18 protein-coding genes and 1 tRNA gene are annotated in these 19,897 nt (G+C 42.1%); 9 read left to right on the top strand and 10 right to left on the bottom strand.

The window, feature by feature from the left end; all coding sequences use genetic code 11:
• Nucleotides 1-241 precede the first annotated feature (241 nt).
• From NSTC745_RS08765 to pilM, 3 genes are all read right to left on the bottom strand, one after another.
• On the bottom strand, nt 242-1,009 hold the full coding sequence (locus NSTC745_RS08765; RefSeq protein ID WP_445636806.1) for a pilus assembly protein PilO: 768 nt from the start codon (nt 1,007-1,009) through the stop codon (nt 242-244).
• Entirely contained in the window at nt 1,006-1,782 is a 777-nt protein-coding gene (locus tag NSTC745_RS08760; protein WP_445638560.1) for a PilN domain-containing protein, read from the bottom strand. Before NSTC745_RS08760 ends, NSTC745_RS08765 begins: the two co-directional genes overlap by 4 nt.
• A gap of 151 nt (nt 1,783-1,933) precedes the next feature.
• Nucleotides 1,934-3,040: a type IV pilus assembly protein PilM gene (pilM, locus tag NSTC745_RS08755; protein ID WP_445638559.1), complete on the bottom strand. Its 1,107-nt coding sequence runs from the start codon at nt 3,038-3,040 to the stop codon at nt 1,934-1,936.
• A 201-nt stretch (nt 3,041-3,241) separates the two neighbouring features.
• Here pilM and NSTC745_RS08750 point away from each other — a divergent pair, with 201 nt between their 5' ends.
• Entirely contained in the window at nt 3,242-4,540 is a 1,299-nt protein-coding gene (locus tag NSTC745_RS08750) for an ABC transporter substrate-binding protein (protein ID WP_445636805.1), read from the top strand.
• A 426-nt stretch (nt 4,541-4,966) separates the two neighbouring features.
• Here NSTC745_RS08750 and NSTC745_RS08745 read toward each other — a convergent pair whose 3' ends face one another.
• From NSTC745_RS08745 to NSTC745_RS08735, 3 genes are all read right to left on the bottom strand, one after another.
• On the bottom strand, nt 4,967-6,307 hold the full coding sequence (locus tag NSTC745_RS08745) for a bifunctional folylpolyglutamate synthase/dihydrofolate synthase (RefSeq protein ID WP_445636804.1): 1,341 nt from the start codon (nt 6,305-6,307) through the stop codon (nt 4,967-4,969).
• A 211-nt stretch (nt 6,308-6,518) separates the two neighbouring features.
• On the bottom strand, nt 6,519-6,644 hold the full coding sequence (locus NSTC745_RS08740) for a photosystem II protein Y (protein ID WP_096535012.1): 126 nt from the start codon (nt 6,642-6,644) through the stop codon (nt 6,519-6,521).
• Between the two features lie 250 nt (nt 6,645-6,894).
• Nucleotides 6,895-7,422 carry a gamma carbonic anhydrase family protein gene (locus tag NSTC745_RS08735; RefSeq protein WP_445636803.1) on the bottom strand — a complete coding sequence of 176 codons (528 nt, stop codon included), beginning with the start codon at nt 7,420-7,422 and terminating at the stop codon, nt 6,895-6,897.
• 301 nt (nt 7,423-7,723) lie between these two features.
• On the opposite strand from NSTC745_RS08735, the gene NSTC745_RS08730 reads away from it, so the two are divergent.
• The 5 genes from NSTC745_RS08730 (at nt 7,724) to NSTC745_RS08710 (ending at nt 13,386) form a co-directional block, all read left to right on the top strand.
• Entirely contained in the window at nt 7,724-8,233 is a 510-nt protein-coding gene (locus NSTC745_RS08730; RefSeq protein WP_099068094.1) for a TIGR02652 family protein, read from the top strand.
• A gap of 189 nt (nt 8,234-8,422) precedes the next feature.
• Nucleotides 8,423-8,851 carry a VOC family protein gene (locus NSTC745_RS08725; protein WP_445636802.1) on the top strand — a complete coding sequence of 143 codons (429 nt, stop codon included), beginning with the start codon at nt 8,423-8,425 and terminating at the stop codon, nt 8,849-8,851.
• Nucleotides 8,852-9,209: 358 nt separating this feature from the next.
• A complete protein-coding gene (locus NSTC745_RS08720) occupies nt 9,210-11,909 on the top strand; it encodes a M16 family metallopeptidase (protein ID WP_445636801.1) in 2,700 nt (899 codons plus the stop codon).
• Nucleotides 11,910-11,995: 86 nt separating this feature from the next.
• Entirely contained in the window at nt 11,996-12,520 is a 525-nt protein-coding gene (locus NSTC745_RS08715) for a cupredoxin domain-containing protein (RefSeq protein WP_445636800.1), read from the top strand.
• Nucleotides 12,521-12,615: 95 nt separating this feature from the next.
• Nucleotides 12,616-13,386, top strand: a complete 771-nt coding sequence (locus tag NSTC745_RS08710) for a phytanoyl-CoA dioxygenase family protein (RefSeq protein ID WP_445636799.1) — start codon at nt 12,616-12,618, stop codon at nt 13,384-13,386.
• Between the two features lie 47 nt (nt 13,387-13,433).
• On the opposite strand, the gene NSTC745_RS08705 is transcribed toward NSTC745_RS08710, so the two are convergent.
• The 3 genes from NSTC745_RS08705 to ruvB all read right to left on the bottom strand — a co-directional run bounded on the left by NSTC745_RS08705 (nt 13,434) and on the right by ruvB (nt 16,857).
• Nucleotides 13,434-14,717: a glycosyltransferase gene (locus tag NSTC745_RS08705; protein WP_445636798.1), complete on the bottom strand. Its 1,284-nt coding sequence runs from the start codon at nt 14,715-14,717 to the stop codon at nt 13,434-13,436.
• Between the two features lie 88 nt (nt 14,718-14,805).
• Nucleotides 14,806-15,615, bottom strand: coding sequence for a tetratricopeptide repeat protein (locus NSTC745_RS08700; protein ID WP_445636797.1), 810 nt, complete (start codon nt 15,613-15,615; stop codon nt 14,806-14,808).
• Between the two features lie 141 nt (nt 15,616-15,756).
• Entirely contained in the window at nt 15,757-16,857 is a 1,101-nt protein-coding gene (ruvB, locus tag NSTC745_RS08695; RefSeq protein ID WP_445636796.1) for a Holliday junction branch migration DNA helicase RuvB, read from the bottom strand.
• A gap of 223 nt (nt 16,858-17,080) precedes the next feature.
• Between ruvB and hisF the strand changes: the two genes are divergently transcribed.
• The 3 genes from hisF (at nt 17,081) to NSTC745_RS08680 (ending at nt 18,310) form a co-directional block, all read left to right on the top strand.
• Nucleotides 17,081-17,854 carry an imidazole glycerol phosphate synthase subunit HisF gene (hisF, locus tag NSTC745_RS08690; RefSeq protein WP_445636795.1) on the top strand — a complete coding sequence of 258 codons (774 nt, stop codon included), beginning with the start codon at nt 17,081-17,083 and terminating at the stop codon, nt 17,852-17,854.
• 99 nt (nt 17,855-17,953) lie between these two features.
• Entirely contained in the window at nt 17,954-18,145 is a 192-nt protein-coding gene (locus tag NSTC745_RS08685) for a hypothetical protein (protein WP_096535022.1), read from the top strand.
• A 92-nt stretch (nt 18,146-18,237) separates the two neighbouring features.
• Nucleotides 18,238-18,310, top strand: a tRNA-Ala gene (locus tag NSTC745_RS08680).
• 186 nt (nt 18,311-18,496) lie between these two features.
• On the opposite strand, the gene NSTC745_RS08675 is transcribed toward NSTC745_RS08680, so the two are convergent.
• Complete coding sequence (locus tag NSTC745_RS08675; protein WP_445636794.1) at nt 18,497-19,876, bottom strand: TniQ family protein; 1,380 nt, start codon at nt 19,874-19,876, stop codon at nt 18,497-18,499.
• Between the last annotated feature and the right edge of the window lie 21 nt (nt 19,877-19,897).

The raw sequence follows: 19,897 nt of genomic DNA, 5'->3' as shown, positions 1-19,897 counted from the left end.
TCCTCACCTAAATAAAACCTTGTTTAGAATCAATTTTTGAGTAGTTAGTTAAAAAATCAGAAGTTAAGAGCAATTAGTTAGGAATGAGGAGTTAAGAGCAATTAGTTAGGAGTTAAGAGTCAGGAGTTAGGAGTTAATAGTAGCTCATAACTCATAACTCATAACTCATAATTCATAACTCATAACTCATAATTCATAACTCATAATTCATAACTCATAATTCATGACTCATAATTCATAACTACTTTTTCGGCGCAGCTTTAGCTGCTGCGGCTGCTACTTGTTCTGGACTTAGTGGCATCAATACCTGTAATTGAAATGATGTATTAATACCTGGTGGCCCAACTCTTACGGGTGTTTTATCTGTTGCGGATCTTGACTCAGCTGGAGCTAAAGTTGATTGATAATCTTTAACTATCAACAAAGGTTGTAAACGCTCAATGTTACGAATTATCGATTGAGTTTGTTCATAGGTTCCTGTAATTTCGGCACTGATACTGCTGCGTTGCAGTTTGCCATCAACTTGTTTTCCTAGACTTCCATCAATAATTGGTTCTGGTTGTTGGGAAATTGGCACGAACTTATTGAGTTTGGCTCTGACTCCATTAATGGGAGTTTGAGCATTGCCAGACTCGACTAAGCGGTTCAGATCCAACAGCAATGTATCCAAACTTTTCTCGTTAGCAAATAAAGCTAAAACTTGAATTTTTTGCTGTTTTGCCTGTGCTAGTTCCTCTTTAACTTTGTCAATCTGTTTGATATTAAGTTTCTTTTGGTCTATTTGCCCTTGAAGTTCTAAGACTTTTGCTTGCTGTTGCTGATAGCTTTCCCAAGCTGGCATCAACAGGTTTAATACTATATAACCTGCTCCTGCTAAACCAATTACCCCTACCAAAATACCAATGATTTTTGGTGTGAAAGCGATGCCAAATAGTACCGGATGCGCTGGGGTTGCTGCATCGAATTCTCCGGCTTGGTCGGCAAAATTTAAATCATCACTCAGTGTCATTTTGAAATGACTCCCGTTTGTTGCATACTACGAATTCGAGCCACTAGTCCCACTGTGCCTTTTTTCTCCAACTCTCGAATTAATTCCGAAGCAGGAACATCATTCATGGCCGATTGAATGGTGTATTTAACGACTTGTGGAGGCTTAATTGTTACACCAGAAACTGATTGAGTAGCACCTGATTTTATAGGAGCATCTACTAACGTTGCGGTAATAATTCTGCTTTCTGAAGACTTCAAGAACTGGGACTGTTGCAAGCTCAATAAAAAATCATTGACATCGTTAAAAGAACGAGCCAATCCGGTAATTTCTAATCCTCCTGCTGGATTACTTGGGGGTTTACCTTCCGCCACAGTAATAGGTGGGATTTGCCTGATGTTCTCAATTTGCACTGCTACGGGAATGCGATCGCGTAAATCTTGCAGCATTGCTGACCAAGGGCGAATTTGATCGAATACAGTGACTAAAGCTTGGGTTTCCCCCTTAACTGCACTAGTCTCGGCTTTGATTTTATTCAAGTTTCCGATTTCTGTATCTAGCCTCTTGCTTTCCTGATCTAGTTGTGCTATTGTGCCATCTAGCTCAACGATCTTCCCTTGCAACAACCACCAACCGACTCCTAATAAACCTGGCAAACCTACACCAAGTGCAACTCCCACATATATTGGTGTTAAATTCCCTCCAGGAAGGCTAAGGGATACTTTTCCCTTTTTGTCAGGCTTTTTCTGATATGCTGGGCGGTCTTTAAGAAAGTTAACATCCAAACTGTACATTTTCTCACACCAACTAGAGATAAATATTCTGGTTTGAGAACTCTCAAACAGCGTGACTGTCAAAACAGACAATCCAAAATTTAAAATCCTTCTTGAAAAGCTTCGATCTAATAAAGCCCTAGCTCAAAGTTTTCTCAAAATCCAAAATTAGTTAGACCTCCCGCATTCCTAGACCAAGTACGACTGCCAACCCAGAGCGTTGTACTTGTGGATATTTGTTGCTGTCAACTTCCAAAGACAAAGCACCGATTGGATCTATTTGGACAGTTGGCAAGCTTAATCGTTGAGTAAAGAATTCATCAAGCTGTTGGAGTCCACCTCCGGGCCCAGCTAATAAAATCTGTGCTACTTCCAAATTTTCACTTTGATTGAGGTAAAAATCGATGGAACGGCGCAGTTCATCTGTTAGTTCGCCCAATACTCTCAATATGGCTGCCATCCCAGGATTGAGTTCGGTGACGCCAGTTTTGCCCCCGTCTATGGGAGTTGGGGTAATGACCATCCCATATAACATTTCCAGATCTCGTGATGCAGGTAAGCTCATTGCCCTAGCGAGGGCAGTTTGCATTTGATAAGTTCCTATGGGTACCGTGCGGGAAAATTGCGGTACACCGTTAACAATGATGGCAATTTCTGTGCTGTCGAACTCTATGTCAACTAGTACTGCTGCTTCTTGCGGACCAAATTGTCGCAATTGGTCGCGAATAGTCCGAATGAGAGCAAAACTGTTAATTTCTAAAACATCGATTTGTAATCCTGCTTGCTCGAATGTACTGATATAGGTATCTGTTACCTCCTTGCGGGTGGCAACTAAGAGTACCTGTACTTTTTCAATGCCATCTTCATCTACAAAGTACCCAAGTTTCTGATAATCTACATCAGCTTCTTCACGAGGATAGGGTAAATATAGACCTGCTTCATGGTTTAGTACCATTTCCCGCAGTTCCTTGTCATCTAACTCTGCTGGCACTGGTATCAAACGGACGATAGAATCTCGCCCTGGTACACCAGTAGCAACATGAGAAGCTTTGATTTTGCTTTGGGCTAGCGCTTGTTGAATTAACTGCGCCATTGCTGGAGGGTCGGTGATTTGACCATCGGTAACTATACCTTCGGGAACTGCTACCGATGTCAAAATTTCTAGTTTCAAGCCTTGACGCTGTTTGCGTAGCTGAACTACATTTATTCGTTCGGGAGCAAGTTCAATGCCGATCCCTTTATTTGATTTGCCAAACAGACTATTGAAGCTTTTCACCACAGTTGTGCCCGCTGGACTGCTAAATTGAATTGGGTATTGGGTATTGGGCATTGGGCATTGGGCATTGGGCATTTCGATCTATTCCCTATTCCCCATTCCCTATTGCCTAGTTATGTTTACTACTGGTAATTGATTTAGCCTATAATCTCGTCAATTCTGCATAAGATTTTCACCACGAACAAGCGTAAAAATACTGGGAAGATGATTCAATTGCGAAAATTTAAACAACTTACTGCTTTAGTACTACTTGGCTTATTAACTAGCTGGATTGTAAGTTGTGGTACAGGTAATATTGGCACAAATACAAAACAAACTACTTCAGGAGTAGCAACTGTTGAGTTTTGGACGATGCAACTGCAACCTCAATTTACTGACTACTTCAAAAGCCTGATTGCGAATTTTGAATCACAAAATCAAGGTATAAAGGTTAACTGGGTTGATGTACCTTGGGCAGCAATGGAGAACAAAATATTAACAGCTGTCTCTGGGAAAACGCCACCTGATGTTGTTAACCTCAATCCCGGTTTTGCTTCTCAACTTGCAGGGCGAAATGCTTGGTTAGATTTGGACACAAAGGTGTCAAATGATCTACGTTCCTCCTATCTACCGAATATCTGGAAAGCAAGCACGCTTAATGGTAAGAGTTTTGGAATTCCCTGGTATCTCACCACAAGGTTAACCATTTATAACACTGATTTATTAAAACAGGCAGGTATAAATAAAGCACCTACAACCTACGCAGAATTGGCACAAGCAGCGCAACAAATTAAAGATAAGACTGGGAAGTATGCCTTTTTTGTGACATTTGTACCGCAAGATTCCGGGGAAGTGTTGGAATCTTTTGTGCAAATGGGAGTGACTTTAATAGATGCTCAAGGTAAAGCCGCGTTTAATTCGCCACAAGGCAAAGCAGCGTTTCAATACTGGGTAGACTTGTATAAAAAAGGTTTGCTGCCTAAAGAGGCATTGACTCAAGGACATCGGCACGCGATCGATTTATACCAATCTGGAGAAACGGCTTTTCTCGCTTCTGGGCCAGAGTTTCTCAAAGCGATCGCTAATAATGCCCCGAAAATTGCTCAAGCTTCAGAAATAGCACCCCAACTCACCGGCGACACAGGCAAGAAAAATGTCGCAGTGATGAACATAGTTATTCCCCGTGACAGCAAACAACCAGACGCCGCCGTAAAGTTTGCTTTATTTGTCACCAATGACGAAAATCAGTTAGCCTTTGCAAAAGCCGCAAATGTTCTACCTTCTACAGTGAAAGCATTGTCTGACAGCTACTTTAAAGATGTTCCAGCTAATGCTTCAACCATAGATAAAGCGCGAGTTATCACTGCCAAACAACTCCAACAAGCAGAAATATTAACTCCTACTTTGAAGGATTCTAATAAATTGCAAAAAGCAATTTACGAGAACTTGCAAGCAGCAATGTTAGGCGAAAAAACAGTAGATAAAGCTGTAGAAGATGCCGCGCAACAGTGGGATCAAAGGTAAATTTGGGGAGTGGGGAGTCGGGAGTGGGGAGTGAGGAGTGGGGAGTTATACCAATTCAAATAATGTTTGCGACACATCAATTATCCGTAAGGGCACAACAATGTTGTGCCCCTACCCATCTGTTGCATTCTTTTTTCAAATTGGTATTAGGAGTGAGGAGTGAGGAGTGAGGAATTAAAAACTTCCAAATCAAAAAATATCCAATTATTTATTGTGGGATGGAGTCTCGCCCCCCATAATCTAATAAGGTTCACTTGAGGGTTATTGGTATAGATAATTGGTCAACAGAAGACGCGATAAATCGCGTCTCTACATGAGGGTTTTATTGGTCAACTGAACTGTATAGCTCCATAATCAAGGGCAGGGAAGATGCCTACCCCACGAGTAGTAGTAATTTATTTCTTGGAAATCCCTAACTCTTCACTCCTAACTCTTAACTCCTAGCTCCCTATTTCGCCTTTGCAAAAAATCGCCGACTAAATAAAGCGAACCACACACAACAATTAAATCGTCTTTGGTGGCGGTTGAGGTTGCGGTTTCTAGGGCTGTGAATAAGTCTGGATATATTTGGCGATCGCTTAATTGTGGACAGACGTTGTAAGCTAAATTGGCTAGTTCGTCTAAATTAGCAGAAGTTCTACCAGGCCAAGGTTCTACTAGTATTGGGACTAAAAAAAGGCGATCGCCTGGGCGCAATAAAGCAACAAAAATATCGGCATGATCTTTATCAGCAAACATTCCGATTATCCAATTTACAGGTTTATGTTTTACTGTGTCTAAGCTATCAACATACTGGCGGAGGACTTGGGCTGCTGCTGTGTTATGAGCGCCATCAATTAGTAATTTATGATTGTTCCAACTAGCCCACTGCATCCGCCCCGGCCATTTAGTTTTCGCCATGCCGTTAATTATGGCTGCTTCAGAAATCTGCCACCCCTGTTGTTGGAGAATCTCTAAAGCAGCTAAAGCCAAAGCTGAGTTATGTAACTGAATTTGCCCCGCTAACGGCAAAGGATATTTAATGGACTTATGAGGTAATTCTTCCATCCCCCCGTCTCCCCATCTCCCCATCTCCCCATCTCCCCCATACTCCGCCCAGCCTGTAGCGATTTGGCGGGCAGGTTGAGGCGTAAAAATTGGGCATTGTAATTCTAAGGCACGCGATCGCACCACGTTTTCGGCATCTGGTGGCAATTGCCCAACTACAACGGGACACCCCGGTTTAAGAATACCTGCTTTTTCTCTGGCAATGTCAGCGATAGTGGGGCCTAATTGTTGCCAATGTTCCCGGCTGATAGAAGTGATAATCGTAACTAAAGGTTCCAAACAGACATTGGTAGCATCCAAGCGCCCCCCTAGTCCCACTTCTACCACTGCGACATCGACTTTAGCTTGGGCAAAATATAACCAGGCTGCGGCAGTAATTACTTCAAATTGAGTTGGCTGTTCATCGGGAGGAATCGCCGCTTGTACTTGTTGAAATAATTGGCTTAATTCTTCAGAAGAAATTAGTTGTTCGTTGAGACAAATACGTTCCGTCCAATCAACTAAATGGGGCGAACTGTAGCGTCCTGTACGATAACCAGCCTCAGTAAGTACCGAGGAAAGATAAGCACAAACTGAACCTTTGCCATTAGTACCAGCAACGTGAATTACTGAGATTTGGTGATGGGGATTGCCAAGATTTGCCAAGAGATTGAGAATGCGATCGAGTCCGAGATGGACGCCAAAGCGTTGAAGAGGTTGGATTACAGAATCGATATCCACAAAGAGGGGAGTGGGGAGTGTGGGGCAGGGGAAGCAAGGGGGCAGGGGAGCAAGGAAGCAGGGGAGCAGGGGAGCAGGGGAAGACAGAATAGATAATTAATGCCTAATGCCCAATGCCCGATGCCCAATGCTCAATGCTCAATAAGAATAAAACCGACTGTCCTAAGCAAAAAGAAACAGTCGGTTGAAAAGTAATGATATTAAGCCTAAATTAGGCTTCTCTATCCAAAAAGCCTTGAATTTGTCTTAAAGCCGCAGCACCAATATTAAACACTGCCCAGCCAGCGGCAATAGCAATTGGAGCTAAAACGATCGCTAAACGAAAATCGATATCCATATCTAGAACCCCTCTTTTAAGAAGAAATTAAAGTTTTGTCAACTGCTCTCATTTTTATTTTTAGCTGAAGTGGGCAATTTTTCCTAGCTTATATGTAAAGAATGTTTAAATTTTGGGCATGGGGCAAACAGGGCATGGGGAAAGGGAAAGGGGTAAGGGGAAAAGGGGAAGGATTAAATTTATTCCTTTTCCCTTTAACCTTTAACCTTTTCCCTTGCTTCAAGAGCCTCCTCATCCCATACCCCACTCCCTAACCCTTACTAAAGCCGATATCAGTCCCTTTACCTGCATGAACTAAAGCTAACTTTTCGTAACGCTTGGCGTGTTCGATGAGTTCTGCGGCTTCAACTTCTGTTACTTGGCGTTGTACTTTGGCAGGAATACCGACAACCAGGGATAAGGGGGGTATATTTTTAGTTACGACTGCGCCAGCGCCAATAATGCTACCAGCGCCCACTCGTACACCATCTAAAATTACTGCGCCAATGCCAATCAAACTTCCACGCTCAATGTAAGCAGAATGTACCACAGCACGATGCCCTACGGTGACACGATCTTCTATGATTGTGGGAAAACCAGGATCGCAATGTAAAATTGCGCCATCCTGAATATTCGTACATTCGCCAATGTCAATGCGTTCAACATCTCCCCTAACCACTGCCCCGTACCAAATGCTTGCTCCTGCTGCTATGTTTACCGAACCTATAACAACAGCGTTGGGTGCAATGAAGGCAGCTTGAGAAAAATCGACAGATGTCCAGTAAGAAGCGGTAGACACGATAGAATATTAATATGGTACCCAGGAACACTGGAGAAACTCCAACCTTTGAGGCTGGTTGCACAACCAGGATATCACAGCGTCAAGCCTCTAAATTCACGAGTGCTGAGTGCTTAACTAAATACTATGAGTGTTGAGTTATAGGAGAGTTTTTCATGAAAAACTTAAAACTCATAACTCAGAACTTACTTGTTGAGTTAGCAGTGAGAAAATATCCCAAAGTGGCGGAGTCGAAGTGTATAACCCAACCTACTAGTGCCTAGTGCTGGTAAAGCAAAATTATGTTTGTACGCACTTCATGATGAATCCAGGCTTGCAGTACCCAATATTTGGCCCTGAAATACAGTGTCCCCATTGTCGCCAGACTATTCCGGCGTTGACACTAACAGATACCTATTTATGTCCGCGTCATGGCGCTTTTGAAGCTAACCCGAAAAATGGAGAGTTAATCCATTTACAGTCTGGGCGTCACTGGCGGAGGTGGAATAATGAATGGTATAGACAGCATACTCATCCTGATGGTATCCGGTTTGAAATCCATGAAGCATTAGACAAGCTGTATACCCAAGGCTATCGAGCAACACGAGTTATTATTGCTCGACGCTATCAGGAATTGATGAGTGGCTACTTGGAACGCAGTACTCCTTGGCGGTCTGGACAACCGGAAGCATCAGCCGCGCGACTCTACGGTTTACCGGTAGAGTTTAGTCCTGACCCTCCAGAAGATCCCTGCTGGGAAGTAATTAATTTTGACTTGGAAAAAGAACCTGGCGTCCCTGTACGCTACCCTTATTTCAGGTTATTTGAGTAATGGTCATTTGTCATTGGTCATTTGTCATTGGTCATTAGTTAAAAACGAAGGACAAAGCACAAAGGTCATTGGTCATTGGTCATTTGTCATTAGCTAACAACGAAGGACAAAGTACAAAGTTCTGATGGTCGGAAACTTCCAATCAGAACTTTGTAACAAAGGACAACTGACAAAGGACAAAGGACAAATATGCACCACGCTTCTATTCGGACGGCGAATATTCATCGAGCGATCGCTTTCTACGAACATTTGGGGTTTACAATTTCAGAACGCTTTACTACAGGCTACACCCTAGCTTGTTGGATGGAAGGATTGGGCGGCAGAATTGAACTGATCCAAATTCCCGAACCAAAACCAGCGCCAGATGCTTTTGCTGACGAACATTATGTGGGATATTATCATCTCTCTTTTGACTTAACCGAGATCGCGGCAGATCTACCTAAATGGTTGACAAATTTACAAGAACGTGTATCAAAAGCAGAAGAATTGCAACCGTTAAAGGTATTATTAGAACCAACACAACAGCAAATAGGCGATCGCATTTATGAAGTCGCTTTTATCGCTGATACCGATGGCTTACCTTTGGAATTGATTCGCGTTTTAGCAAAACTTTCATAATTTAAGGCAATAGGCAATAGTCAAAGAAAGTTTGTGAATGTAGGGATTTTATAAGTGGTTTATGTCTTAAAGTGTGCTTGAATTTTTATAATGTTGACGAGCAAAAAGATTTATTTGCCAAATTCAACTTATGTCGTCATACAAAATAATATCAATTTAAAAAATATAACGGTAGTCACATAGCTTAGGACATTTTTAAAGTGTGAATGCTAGAAATAGTTTTACCTTCTGTCTCTTGCCTGCTGCTCTAACTGCGACAAATAAATTAACAAAAGCTTTTAAGATAAATAAATTATCAATCTAAAATCTAAAATATAAAATTTCAAATTATAATTCTTGCTTGCTAGCAAAAATAATAATGACCTCAACACTGACAGAAAACGTCCGCAAGACAGTATTAGAAAATGGTTTAATTGTCCTCACCAAGGAAGTGCATACTGCGCCAGTAGTAACGGTGCAGGTGTGGTATAAGATTGGTTCGCGCAACGAAGAACCGGGAGTCAATGGTATTGCTCACCAATTGGAACACATGATGTTTAAAGGCACAAAAAATCGTCCGATTCAATTTGGACGTTTGTTTAGTGCTTTGGGTAGTGACTCTAATGCTTTTACTAGCTATGACCAAACTGCATATTACGGTACTGTGGAACGAAGCAAGCTCAAAGCACTTTTGGTGCTGGAAGCGGACAGAATGCAAAATTCCCAGATTGAACCAGAGCAACTAGCAAGCGAAAAGCGGGTGGTAATTTCGGAACTGCAAGGTTACGAAAATAGCCCAGAATATCGCCTCAATCGCGCTGTAATGCAAGGAATGTTTCCCAATCATGCCTATGGATTGCCTGTAGGTGGTATGAAGGCAGATGTTGAAAAATTTGAACTTGAGCAAGTAGAGAAATATTACCGCGATTTTTACACTCCCGATAATGCCGTCTTAGTAATTGTTGGAGATTTTCAAACTGCAAATACTCTGGAAATGGTTAAAGAAGTGTTTGGGGAATTAGCAAACAGGCAAGAGGCAAGATTTATTTCTCCTTCATTTCCCTCACTCCCTAGTAACCACTCCCCACTTTCCAGTCCCATAATATTACGAGAACCAGGAGTAGGGCGTTTGTTGCAGGCGGTTTATCCATTACCAGATGTGAACCAACCGGATGTACCAGCCCTCGATGTGATGGATTATATTTTGACTGAGGGGCGGAATTCTCGTCTTTATCAGGCTTTGGTAGAATCAGGTCTAGCTCGTGAAGTTACAGCATCAGTTACCAGTTTGCGGGAATTTGGCTGGTATGAGGTGTTTGTGACGGCTGCATCTAAACAAGATTTGAAAAAAATTGACTCAACGCTTAATAGTGCGATCGCCAATGTAGCAAAAAAAGGTGTGACTTTAGAAGAAGTGGAACGAGCCAAAACTCAATTAACAGCAGATGTCATTTTGAGTAACCGTGATATCACTTCTCAAGGGATGCAATTAGGTCACGATGAAACCACTGCTGATGATTATCGCTATACAGACCGCTATTTAGCCGCTGTGCGTTTGGTTAAGCCAACGGATGTTGTCGCTGTAATTAATAAATATCTGACAAAAGAAGCACGTACAGTCGGCTTTTTTGAACCAACTCACAAGCAAACAACAGAAGTTGGTCATAAACCAGATTTAACCCAAACCACAGAAAATTTCTCTGCTGTCGCACCTGTACTTGTTACTGAAGTGGTAAAGTACTTACCAAATGTGGATTTGGTAAGAGATGGGTTGCTTGCCGTGGTCGGCCAAGCCTCTGGTGGAGAAGACATCGCCCAAACACTACCACAGCAATTCCAATTTGACAATGGGCTGCGGCTATTGATGTTAAGCGATCGTAGCACTCCTACTGTGACCCTGAGCGGCTACATTCAAGCGGGAACAGAATTTGATTCAAATGAGCAAGCTGGACTAGCTGCTTTTGTGGCAGAAAATTTGCTTAGTGGCACAAAAACGAAAGATGCCTTAACAATTGCTAAAACGTTGGCAGAACGAGGTGCAAGTCTAGATTTTCATGCATATCCCGAAGGCGTGCAGATTGAAGGTGATAGTTTAGCACCAGACTTGCCGATACTCATCGAAATTTTAGCAGATGTTCTGAAAAATAGTACATTTCCAGTCAAAGAATTAGAACTGCATCGCCAACAAACTTTAATAGATCTGCAAATAGAATTAGACGAACCATCAGAAGTAGCTAGAAGAATATTTGTTCAGTCAATTTATCCGCAAAAACACCCCCTAAACACCTTTCCTACAGAGAAGAGTTTACAGCGGATTAAACGCCAGGATTTGATTGATTTCAAAGCCAAATATTATCGTCCTGACACAATGGTGCTGGTAATAGTAGGAGATTTTGAGGTGGAGTCAGTGCGATCGCTCATTGAGTCGAAGTTTGCTGACTGGGAAGTTAGCGGTCAACCACCGACATTAAAATATCCTACAGTGTCACTGCCAGAAAAAATAGTCAGTGTTAACCGAGTCTTAGCAGATAAGGCTCAAGCTGTGACTTATATAGGCCATCCCAGTATTAACCGTTACAATCCTCGGTTTTATGCAGTTTTGCTGGTAAATCAAATTTTGGGAGGCGATACTCTATCCAGTAGACTAGGAACAGAAGTGCGCGATCGCCAAGGTTTGAGCTATGGAATTTATAGCTACTTCCTAGTCGGTAAAAATGCGGGGACATTTTTAATAGAAATGCAAACTAGTCCTGAAGATAGCATTAAAGCGATCGCCAGTACCCGCCAAATATTGCAACAAATCCATCACCAAGGCGTCACTGAGCTAGAAGTAGAAACAGCTAAATGCACCCTCATCGGTAACTATAATGTTTCCTTAGCAAATTCAGAGGAATTAACAGATACAATTCTGATGAATGAAGTCTACGGACTAGACCGAGTAGAATTGCACTCCTTTACTCAAAAAATCCAGCAAGTCACCCTTGAGGAAGTAAATCAAGCGGCGCGAGAGTTAATCCACCCCGATAAGATTGTAGTTGTCAGTGTTGGCCCTGTTGTCTTGGCAAAGCAAAGTATTTAGTCGTAGGTAAATTATTCGCTGAATTATCCGATTATATTTATTGGCTTGGCGATCGCCATCATTACCTTTACCTTTAACAACTACCAATGAAAGTTTGCAAATATTTATACCAATTTTTAACAACAATTCTGGCTTTCACTGCTTCTGCTTGCCTACAAGCACCACAGCGAAACTTCGTAATATTAACTTTGCTTTTGTGCTTGAATTTCATCAATGCAACTCCAGCAGCTGCGGCGAATTTGTCTAATGATTTGCTCAAGCAACCAGCTACAGAAATTAAAGTTAGCTTGGGTAATGCAGCTAACGAACTCAAATTTGAACCAAATCATCTAGAATTGCTAGCTGGCAAACGCTACAATTTACGGCTAACCAATCCCAGCCAACTCAAACATTATTTTACTGCTAAAGATTTTGCCGATGGAATCTGGACACAAAAAGTTGAAGCAGGGAAAGTAGAAATTAAAGGAGCAATTCACGAAGTAGAACTTAAGCCAGGTGCCGAGGCAGAGTGGGTATTTGTGCCTTTGAAATCTGGCACTTATGGTTTACGTTGTCCAATAGCTGGACATACAGAAGCGGGTATGATTGGGGATATTGTTATTAGTAACTAGAAGAAGAATTCAAAATTAATCAGTGCGGGATCGATCGTTACAGGTGATTGTAGACCACCAAATTTTCAATAGCGATTGCTACAGAGGCATTTACCATGAAAAATGTTGCAAGTCTAGTAGATGAAATTATTGCAGGAAAAGGTTATGTTGTGATTCCTGAAGTGTTAAATCCAACACAAGCACATGAAGTGCGATCGCTTGTTCTCGAACTTGCAAAGAAGGAGAAGTTGCAAGGAAAAGTTTTGCTTGACGAACTCAAAGAGCGAGTCTATGGCTTAGTGTACAAGGGTGAAATTTTTGAGTTGATGGTAGAGCACCCAACAGTCATCGCAATCATTGAAGCCATTTTGGGTAAAGATGCGACTCTCGGTGGTTTTTCGGCTCATATTATTAATCCTGATGCCACAAATATGGGAGTACACGTAGATTATCCCTATTGGACTATGAAACCACCCTTTCCAGCTTATCCAGTGATGGAAATTCAAGTAATTTGGATGGCTGAGGATTTTACGGAAAATAATGGCGCTCCGGTCTTTGCTCCGGGCAGTCAAAAGCTTTGCAGCCCGCCTGACTTAGAAAAATTTTCACAAATAGCTGAAAAAGTTACTGGCAAAGCTGGTTCAGTGGTTATTTCTCACGGTCTTTGCTGGCATGATACCTCGGTTAATTCTAGCGATAAGCCAAGAGTGTCAATCCTTGGGAACTATGCTCCTAAGTATGTCCGTCCCCTAGAAAACCCATTGTATGATATACAGCAGGAAGTTTTAGATCGTGCTAGCCCTAAACTTAAACAGTTACTGGGGTTTGAATTTCAGTCAGCCCTTTTTGCAGATGTCCAGAGAATTCGTTCAGGAAATTGGAATTAACTAGGCATCAGCCACAGAATAATTTGTCGCGATCGCAAAAAAGCTATTTATTGTGATATTTGAGACAAGACAGGCTTACCTCTAGATACAGCCTGTTCAACAATATCAATGGCTCGATTCACACCTCCAGCTTGTTGAATTGCTTGTTGTAGTCTCAAAGCATTCTTTTTGTAAGAATCTTGCGTCAACACCTTTTGGATAGCAGTTCGCAGGTTTGCAACATTTGCACGACTCAGGGGTACGGCCTCGCCAGCCCCAGCCCAAGCGATACGGGCTGCTATTCCTGGTTGATCGTTAGCAACGGGAATGGCAACCATTGGTACTCCATTGTTTAAGGACTCCAAAGTGGTATTCATTCCCGCATGGGTAATGGTGAGATTGGCTTTTTGCAGCAATTCTAACTGAGGCGCATAACCAACAACTAGAGGATTTCCCGGCAAACTTCCCAAAGATTCTGGACTTGTAGAACCACCCAACGAAATTACTAGTTGGGCATCCAAATCATTACAAGCTTCTGCAATGGATTTGAAAATTCCTAGCAGACGATTTTGTACAGTCCCCATTGAAGCGTAAATTAATGGTTGCCCTGTCAATTTTTCATAGGGAAAATCAGGAACTTGCCGACCAGTTTGACTATGATAAGGGCCTGTAAAATGAAACCACTTGGGCAAATTCTGTCTGGGGAATTCCAATTCGGCAGGTTGTTGACTAATTTGTGCTAGTGGGGAATAGCTTTCATTGGCAGTAAAGTGTGGCGGTAAGTTCCACTCTCGGCGATAGCCATTTATTACCTCTCTAATGGGTTTGGCAATCCTATCCAACAACTGATAACCCACTCTGTTACGTAGTTGTGCCCACCATGCTAGGTTATAGCCCCAGTTTGTCATAAATGGGGGGAGACTCTCTTCTCGATTAAGTACTACAGCACTGCAAACGCTAATAAAGGGAACTCCTAAAAATTCTGCAACAGTTCCGCCCTCTGGCGTTACTTGATCTACTAAAAGTGCCTCCACACCCGCTTCTTTTATTGCTCGCGGTGTATCCCTGAGTAGAACATCTGCCCCTTCTTTGAGGAGATTGACGGTGTATTGCAATGCTGCACGTCCACTCATTTGACCTAACTTAGCCAAGGATTTTGTCCTTTCTCCAAAAGGAAATTCAGATTCGGCGATCGCTCTAAATTCTAATCCTGCCGCTAGTGTCTGTGGTTGAGCATCACAAAAGCCAAATAAAGTAACGTTATGACCCCGATTTTGTAGTTCTTTACCAAGGGGAAGCATAGTATTGAGATGGCCAGTTGATGCTGGACAAATCAGGCCAAAATGAGTCATAATTCCTGCTTCTGGTTAATTACAATGATGTATACCAGAAAACAGTACATAAAAGCAAAAAAACGGAATTTTATTGACTTTAAATTGCCTACTGGAGTTTCAAAAACTTATCTAAAGCTACTACCATACTCGCAGGCCAACGACGGATATTTTTTACCCAGTTGATGTCCTTATAACGGCTATCCAGTCCATAAGCTGCCACCCAGTTACTTTCAGCTTCGCCTTGTTTTCCATTCACCCAGTAGGCAGCTGTCAAGGCAGCACGCATATCAGCAAATTTGGGATATTTGCGGACGATATTTTGCATTTCTTTGATTGCTTGGTCTATTTGACCAGTCTCATAAACCGCCAGGGCATAATTAGCGCGGGCGAAGGCAAAATTTGGGGCAATTTCCACTGATTTTTTATAATCAGCGATCGCCGCATCCCATTTTCCTAAACCACCTTCGGCATTACCGCGATTGTTATATGCCATCGCATCGTTAGGATCGAGTTCTATGACACGATTATAATCTGCGATCGCCGAATCCCATTTTCCCAATCCTTCCAAAGCCGCACCCCGATTCAAATAAGGATCTGTAGCATTTGGGGCAAGTTCTATAGCTTTGTTATAATCAGCCAGCGCCTCTTGTAATTTATTCTGACTCACGCGCGAATTTCCTCGGTTACTCCACGCCCCCGCATTGGTGGGAAATTGCTCAATAATCTTTGTCCAATATGTTTCAGCCGTGGCAAAATCACCCTTATTTGTAGCAATAAAAGCCTGATTTGCCCACTCATCACCTTGTTTTAATTGCTCTTGAGTAATACTTGGCAATTGAGATTCTGCGATCGCTGCTGGCGTACCCCAGCCAAACATAAGTAACAAACTCAGAAAAATACAAATCAACTTCATCATCTGGATTTACCGTAAGTGAGTCGAGAGTCGGGCATGGAGCATGGGGAATTGGGCATCGGGAGTGCAGAGTTAAGAGTTAGGAGTTATTCTCCCGTGCTCCCCATGCCCCATCCCCAATGCCCAATGCCCAATTTATCGTAATTACAATAACGATAATTGTTCGCTAGGCGGCGTAAATCCCAAATGTTTGTATGCTGCTTTTGTCGCCATTCTGCCACGGGGAGTTCTAGTTAAATAACCAATTTGCATCAGGTAAGGTTCGTACACTTCTTCAATTGTTTGGGTATCTTCACCTGTTGCGGCTGCCATTGTTTCTAACCCCACTGGTCCCCCATTAAATTGTTCGATGATTACACTGAGCATCTGACGATCTGTCCAATCTAAACCACAAGGATCTACTTGGAATAGTTGCAATGCCTCAGATGCAACGCTTTCAGTAATCTCTCCAGATAATTTTACTTCCGCATAATCGCGTACTCGCTTCAGTAGTCTATTAGCAATACGTGGTGTTCCGCGCGATCGCCGGGCTATTTCTGCGGCACCATCTTCTGTAACTGGGGTTTTAAGTAATTCTGCGCTTCGCAGTACAATTTTACTCAGTTCATCAACTTCATAAAATCGTAACTTTTGAACTAAGCCGAAGCGATCGCGCAGTGGTGAAGTTAAAGCACCTACGCGGGTTGTAGCTCCCACCAAGGTAAATTTTGACAGCGGCAAACTTCTAATCCTAGCGCTCGAACCTTTACCAATAGTAATATCTAACCGATAATCTTCCATCGCCGGATAGAGAATTTCTTCTGTCATTCTGGAGAGCCGATGAATTTCATCGACAAATAAAATATCACCTGGTTTCATGTTTACTAGTAGCCCGACAATATCTCGCGGACGTTCCAGGGCTGGCGCACTAGTTATTTTGTAATTTACCCCCATCTCCGATGCTAAAATCATTGCCATTGTGGTTTTACCCAATCCTGGCGGCCCGTAAAGCAGTAAGTGATCCAGCACTTCACCACGAGACTTAGCTGCTTTGATGGCAATGTCTAGTACATCCTTTAAATCTTTTTGCCCAATGTAATCGGCAAATCGCTGCGGTCGAATACTTTCTTCCTGTCTGTCTTGCTCATCAATAGCAGCTTCAGGCTGCAAAATATTGTTCGTCGATGCTGCTTTCGCCGATTCCCGACGCTGTTTTGGTTCTCCGTTGGGTTCTGGAGGCTGTTTTTTCGAGGAGATTATCGCCATAATTCAGCTGTCTACTTTTTAGGGGACTGGGGACTGGGGACTGGGGAGACAAGGGAGAGGGGGAAGTGTGGGGAGTGTGGGGGGAAAGATTTCTTCCCCATCCTCCCACACTCCCCGCTTGCCCCATGCCCCATTCCCCATATTTGAAAATTTTCGTTTGCGAATACCCGCGCCAATTTAAAATTTAAATTCCGGTCAATTACCTAGAAGTACAAAAATTACTATGTTATCTAAAAGAATCTTACCGTGCTTAGATGTGAAGGCGGGACGGGTTGTAAAAGGAGTTAATTTTGTTAATCTGCAAGATGCAGGCGATCCTGTAGAACTGGCAAAGGTTTACAACGAAGCCGGTGCTGATGAGTTAGTATTTCTGGATATTACAGCCACTCATGAAGACCGAGCTACAATCTTAGATGTTGTTTACCGCACTGCCGAACAAGTCTTCATTCCATTGACTGTGGGTGGTGGTATTCAATCCTTAGAAAATGTTAAAGCTTTGTTACGAGCTGGAGCAGATAAGGTTAGTATTAATTCTGCGGCAGTGCGCGAACCAGACTTGATTAATCGGGCAAGCGATCGCTTTGGTAATCAATGCATAGTTGTTGCCATTGATGCCAGACGCAGAGTTAACCCAGAAAATCCAGGCTGGGACGTTTATGTCCGCGGTGGCAGGGAAAATACAGGCTTAGATGCCCTACTCTGGGCACAAGAAGTTGAAAAACGGGGGGCCGGAGAACTGCTAATCACAAGTATGGATGCTGATGGAACCCAAGCCGGATATGACCTAGAGTTAACCCGGACAATTGCTGAACTTGTGGAAATTCCAGTCATTGCTTCTGGTGGCGCAGGTAATTGCGAACATATATACGAAGCGCTAACCCAAGGCAAAGCTGAAGCGGCATTACTGGCATCGCTCTTACATTACGGTCAACTAAGCGTAGCTCAAATCAAAAATTATTTACGCGATCGCCAGGTGCCAGTACGTTTGTTTCAATAAGTGCGTATTTATCTATCAATTGCATCTATCTTTAGTTAGACACAGTTCCACAAAAGGATGTTAATATAAGTTTACATCTATTAATAAATATTAAGAAATATGTTGCTTCCTATTTTAATTTTTGATGTAGCCCTAGTTGCATGGTCGCTGCACCTCATGGAAAGAGCCTACGAGAATAAAGAATTTTCTTTGATGTTGGCTGGTACATTGGTCGCACTAGCGGCGGCTGCTATGTTAGTAGTTTACTTTTTAATGGGTCACTGTATGGCTTATTTGTTGCAAGTATCTTAACCATTGCTCAGTAATATGAGAGATAATTAAATTTTAATCTCAAAATATTGACAAAGCAGCTACGACTAGGCTAAACTAGTTCAGGCAGTTAAGGGGTTATAGCTCAGTTGGTAGAGCGCTGCAATGGCATTGCAGAGGTCAGCGGTTCGAACCCGCTTAGCTCCATTTAAATTCACAAAATCTACCCACCAGTTTGTGTCACTGGAAGCATAACTTTTCCGTGACGGAATGCTTATGCTTCCAATACACCTCGGAAATATTATGCTTCCAATTTTTCGGGCTTGACAAATTTACCATAAAGTAATACATTTACGGGCGTCTCATACCTCTGATTAAATAAAATTTAATAGATCAAGAATCTAAACCTAGTTCGCGTCGCGTTTCGCTTAAAGCAGCACGAACTTCTTTATATCGAAAAAATCCTGGTTTCGATATTAATTTTAAAACACGGGCTTCCGAAGGATATTCACCATTTTGATGTAACTTCAGAGCAGCTTCTCGTGCCTCTTTGCAGGATTGAGCTACGCTTTCTAAATACCTTGCCTTCCGGTAACTAACATATTTGTCTGAAATCGAATTACATAAATCCTGAAAGTGATTGTAAATAGTGCGCCTATCGCAACCTAAGCGTCTTGCTACTTCTTCCATTGATGGTGGTGGAAATTCATTACTTAGTAATATATTTTCTAAATAATATTTCACTCTATTAAATTCAAATGGTTTAATAGTCGCTCTTGGTTTAAGTAAAAGTTTTGTTGGAAACAAAGCCGTTTTTTGAGGTTGCTCTGAAAACAATTCCTGTTGTGTTAAAAAATTTAGTAACGATACTTGTAAGTAGTAGCAAATTCTAACAAGTGTGTTTAAAGAGGGCTGATTTGTACCTTGACACCAAAGCCAAAGCGAATTTCGAGGTAATTCAAGATAACGAGCAAATTCAGCGATATTTCCTTGAGCGAAATAGTCCGCGTAATTTCTTAAAGATGCTGCTATTGTATTTTTCAAGGGTACAAACTTTAAGTCTGAGGAAGCAGCAAGCAACTCCCCAACGTTGTTTGCTGCCCATAAAAGCCAATCTAGTTCCTGCTCCCCTACATTATTTTTATCTGAAAATTTAGTATTGCTTGAGTAGCCCAACCACTGTCCGCATTTTGAGCAGTATCCTGGCCGAGATTTCCAAGCTAACGGAATATTTTCTTGATGACAGTGATGGCATTTCTGACTTAAGCGTTGCTGGTGAACTGAGCAAACTTTAACCACATCTAGTGACCACAGCAAAGGTTCGTAAACTTGTTGTCCACTTGTAAGCCACTCTTCATAGCAAAATGGACACCAAGCTTTAACACAACGAAGTAGATTTCTAGACGGGAATATCTCAGACCAACTTATCATCGTTGATAACTCTAGGTCATCACGCAGGGTCAGGCTTTGGAGAGCTTGAATTAGATCGTGTGCCATTACACCTGTGCCATTAAATGCTCGTGTAAAAGAATATATTCTATGTAAGTTTGCCCCTCCGTAAACCTTATTAACTACTGAGGCTAACTCCCTTTCCATCAAAATTCCTGGGGCTACACAATGAGCCTCTGCCAATCTTGCTATATAACTTGTTAAGCTTTCTACTAATGGTGTTCCACTTCCAATAGGTTCCAGTGAGTAAAGATAGCTGCGTAATGGAATAAGGGGCTTTTTTAATTTGCAATATTTATATATAGTTAGTCCTTCAATTTGCATACTTAATTATAAATAGTTCTT

This window comes from Nostoc sp. DSM 114161 (assembly GCF_052692665.1).
The sequence above is the reverse complement of the archived record's forward strand: the minus strand, read 5'-3'. Positions and strand labels throughout refer to the sequence as shown.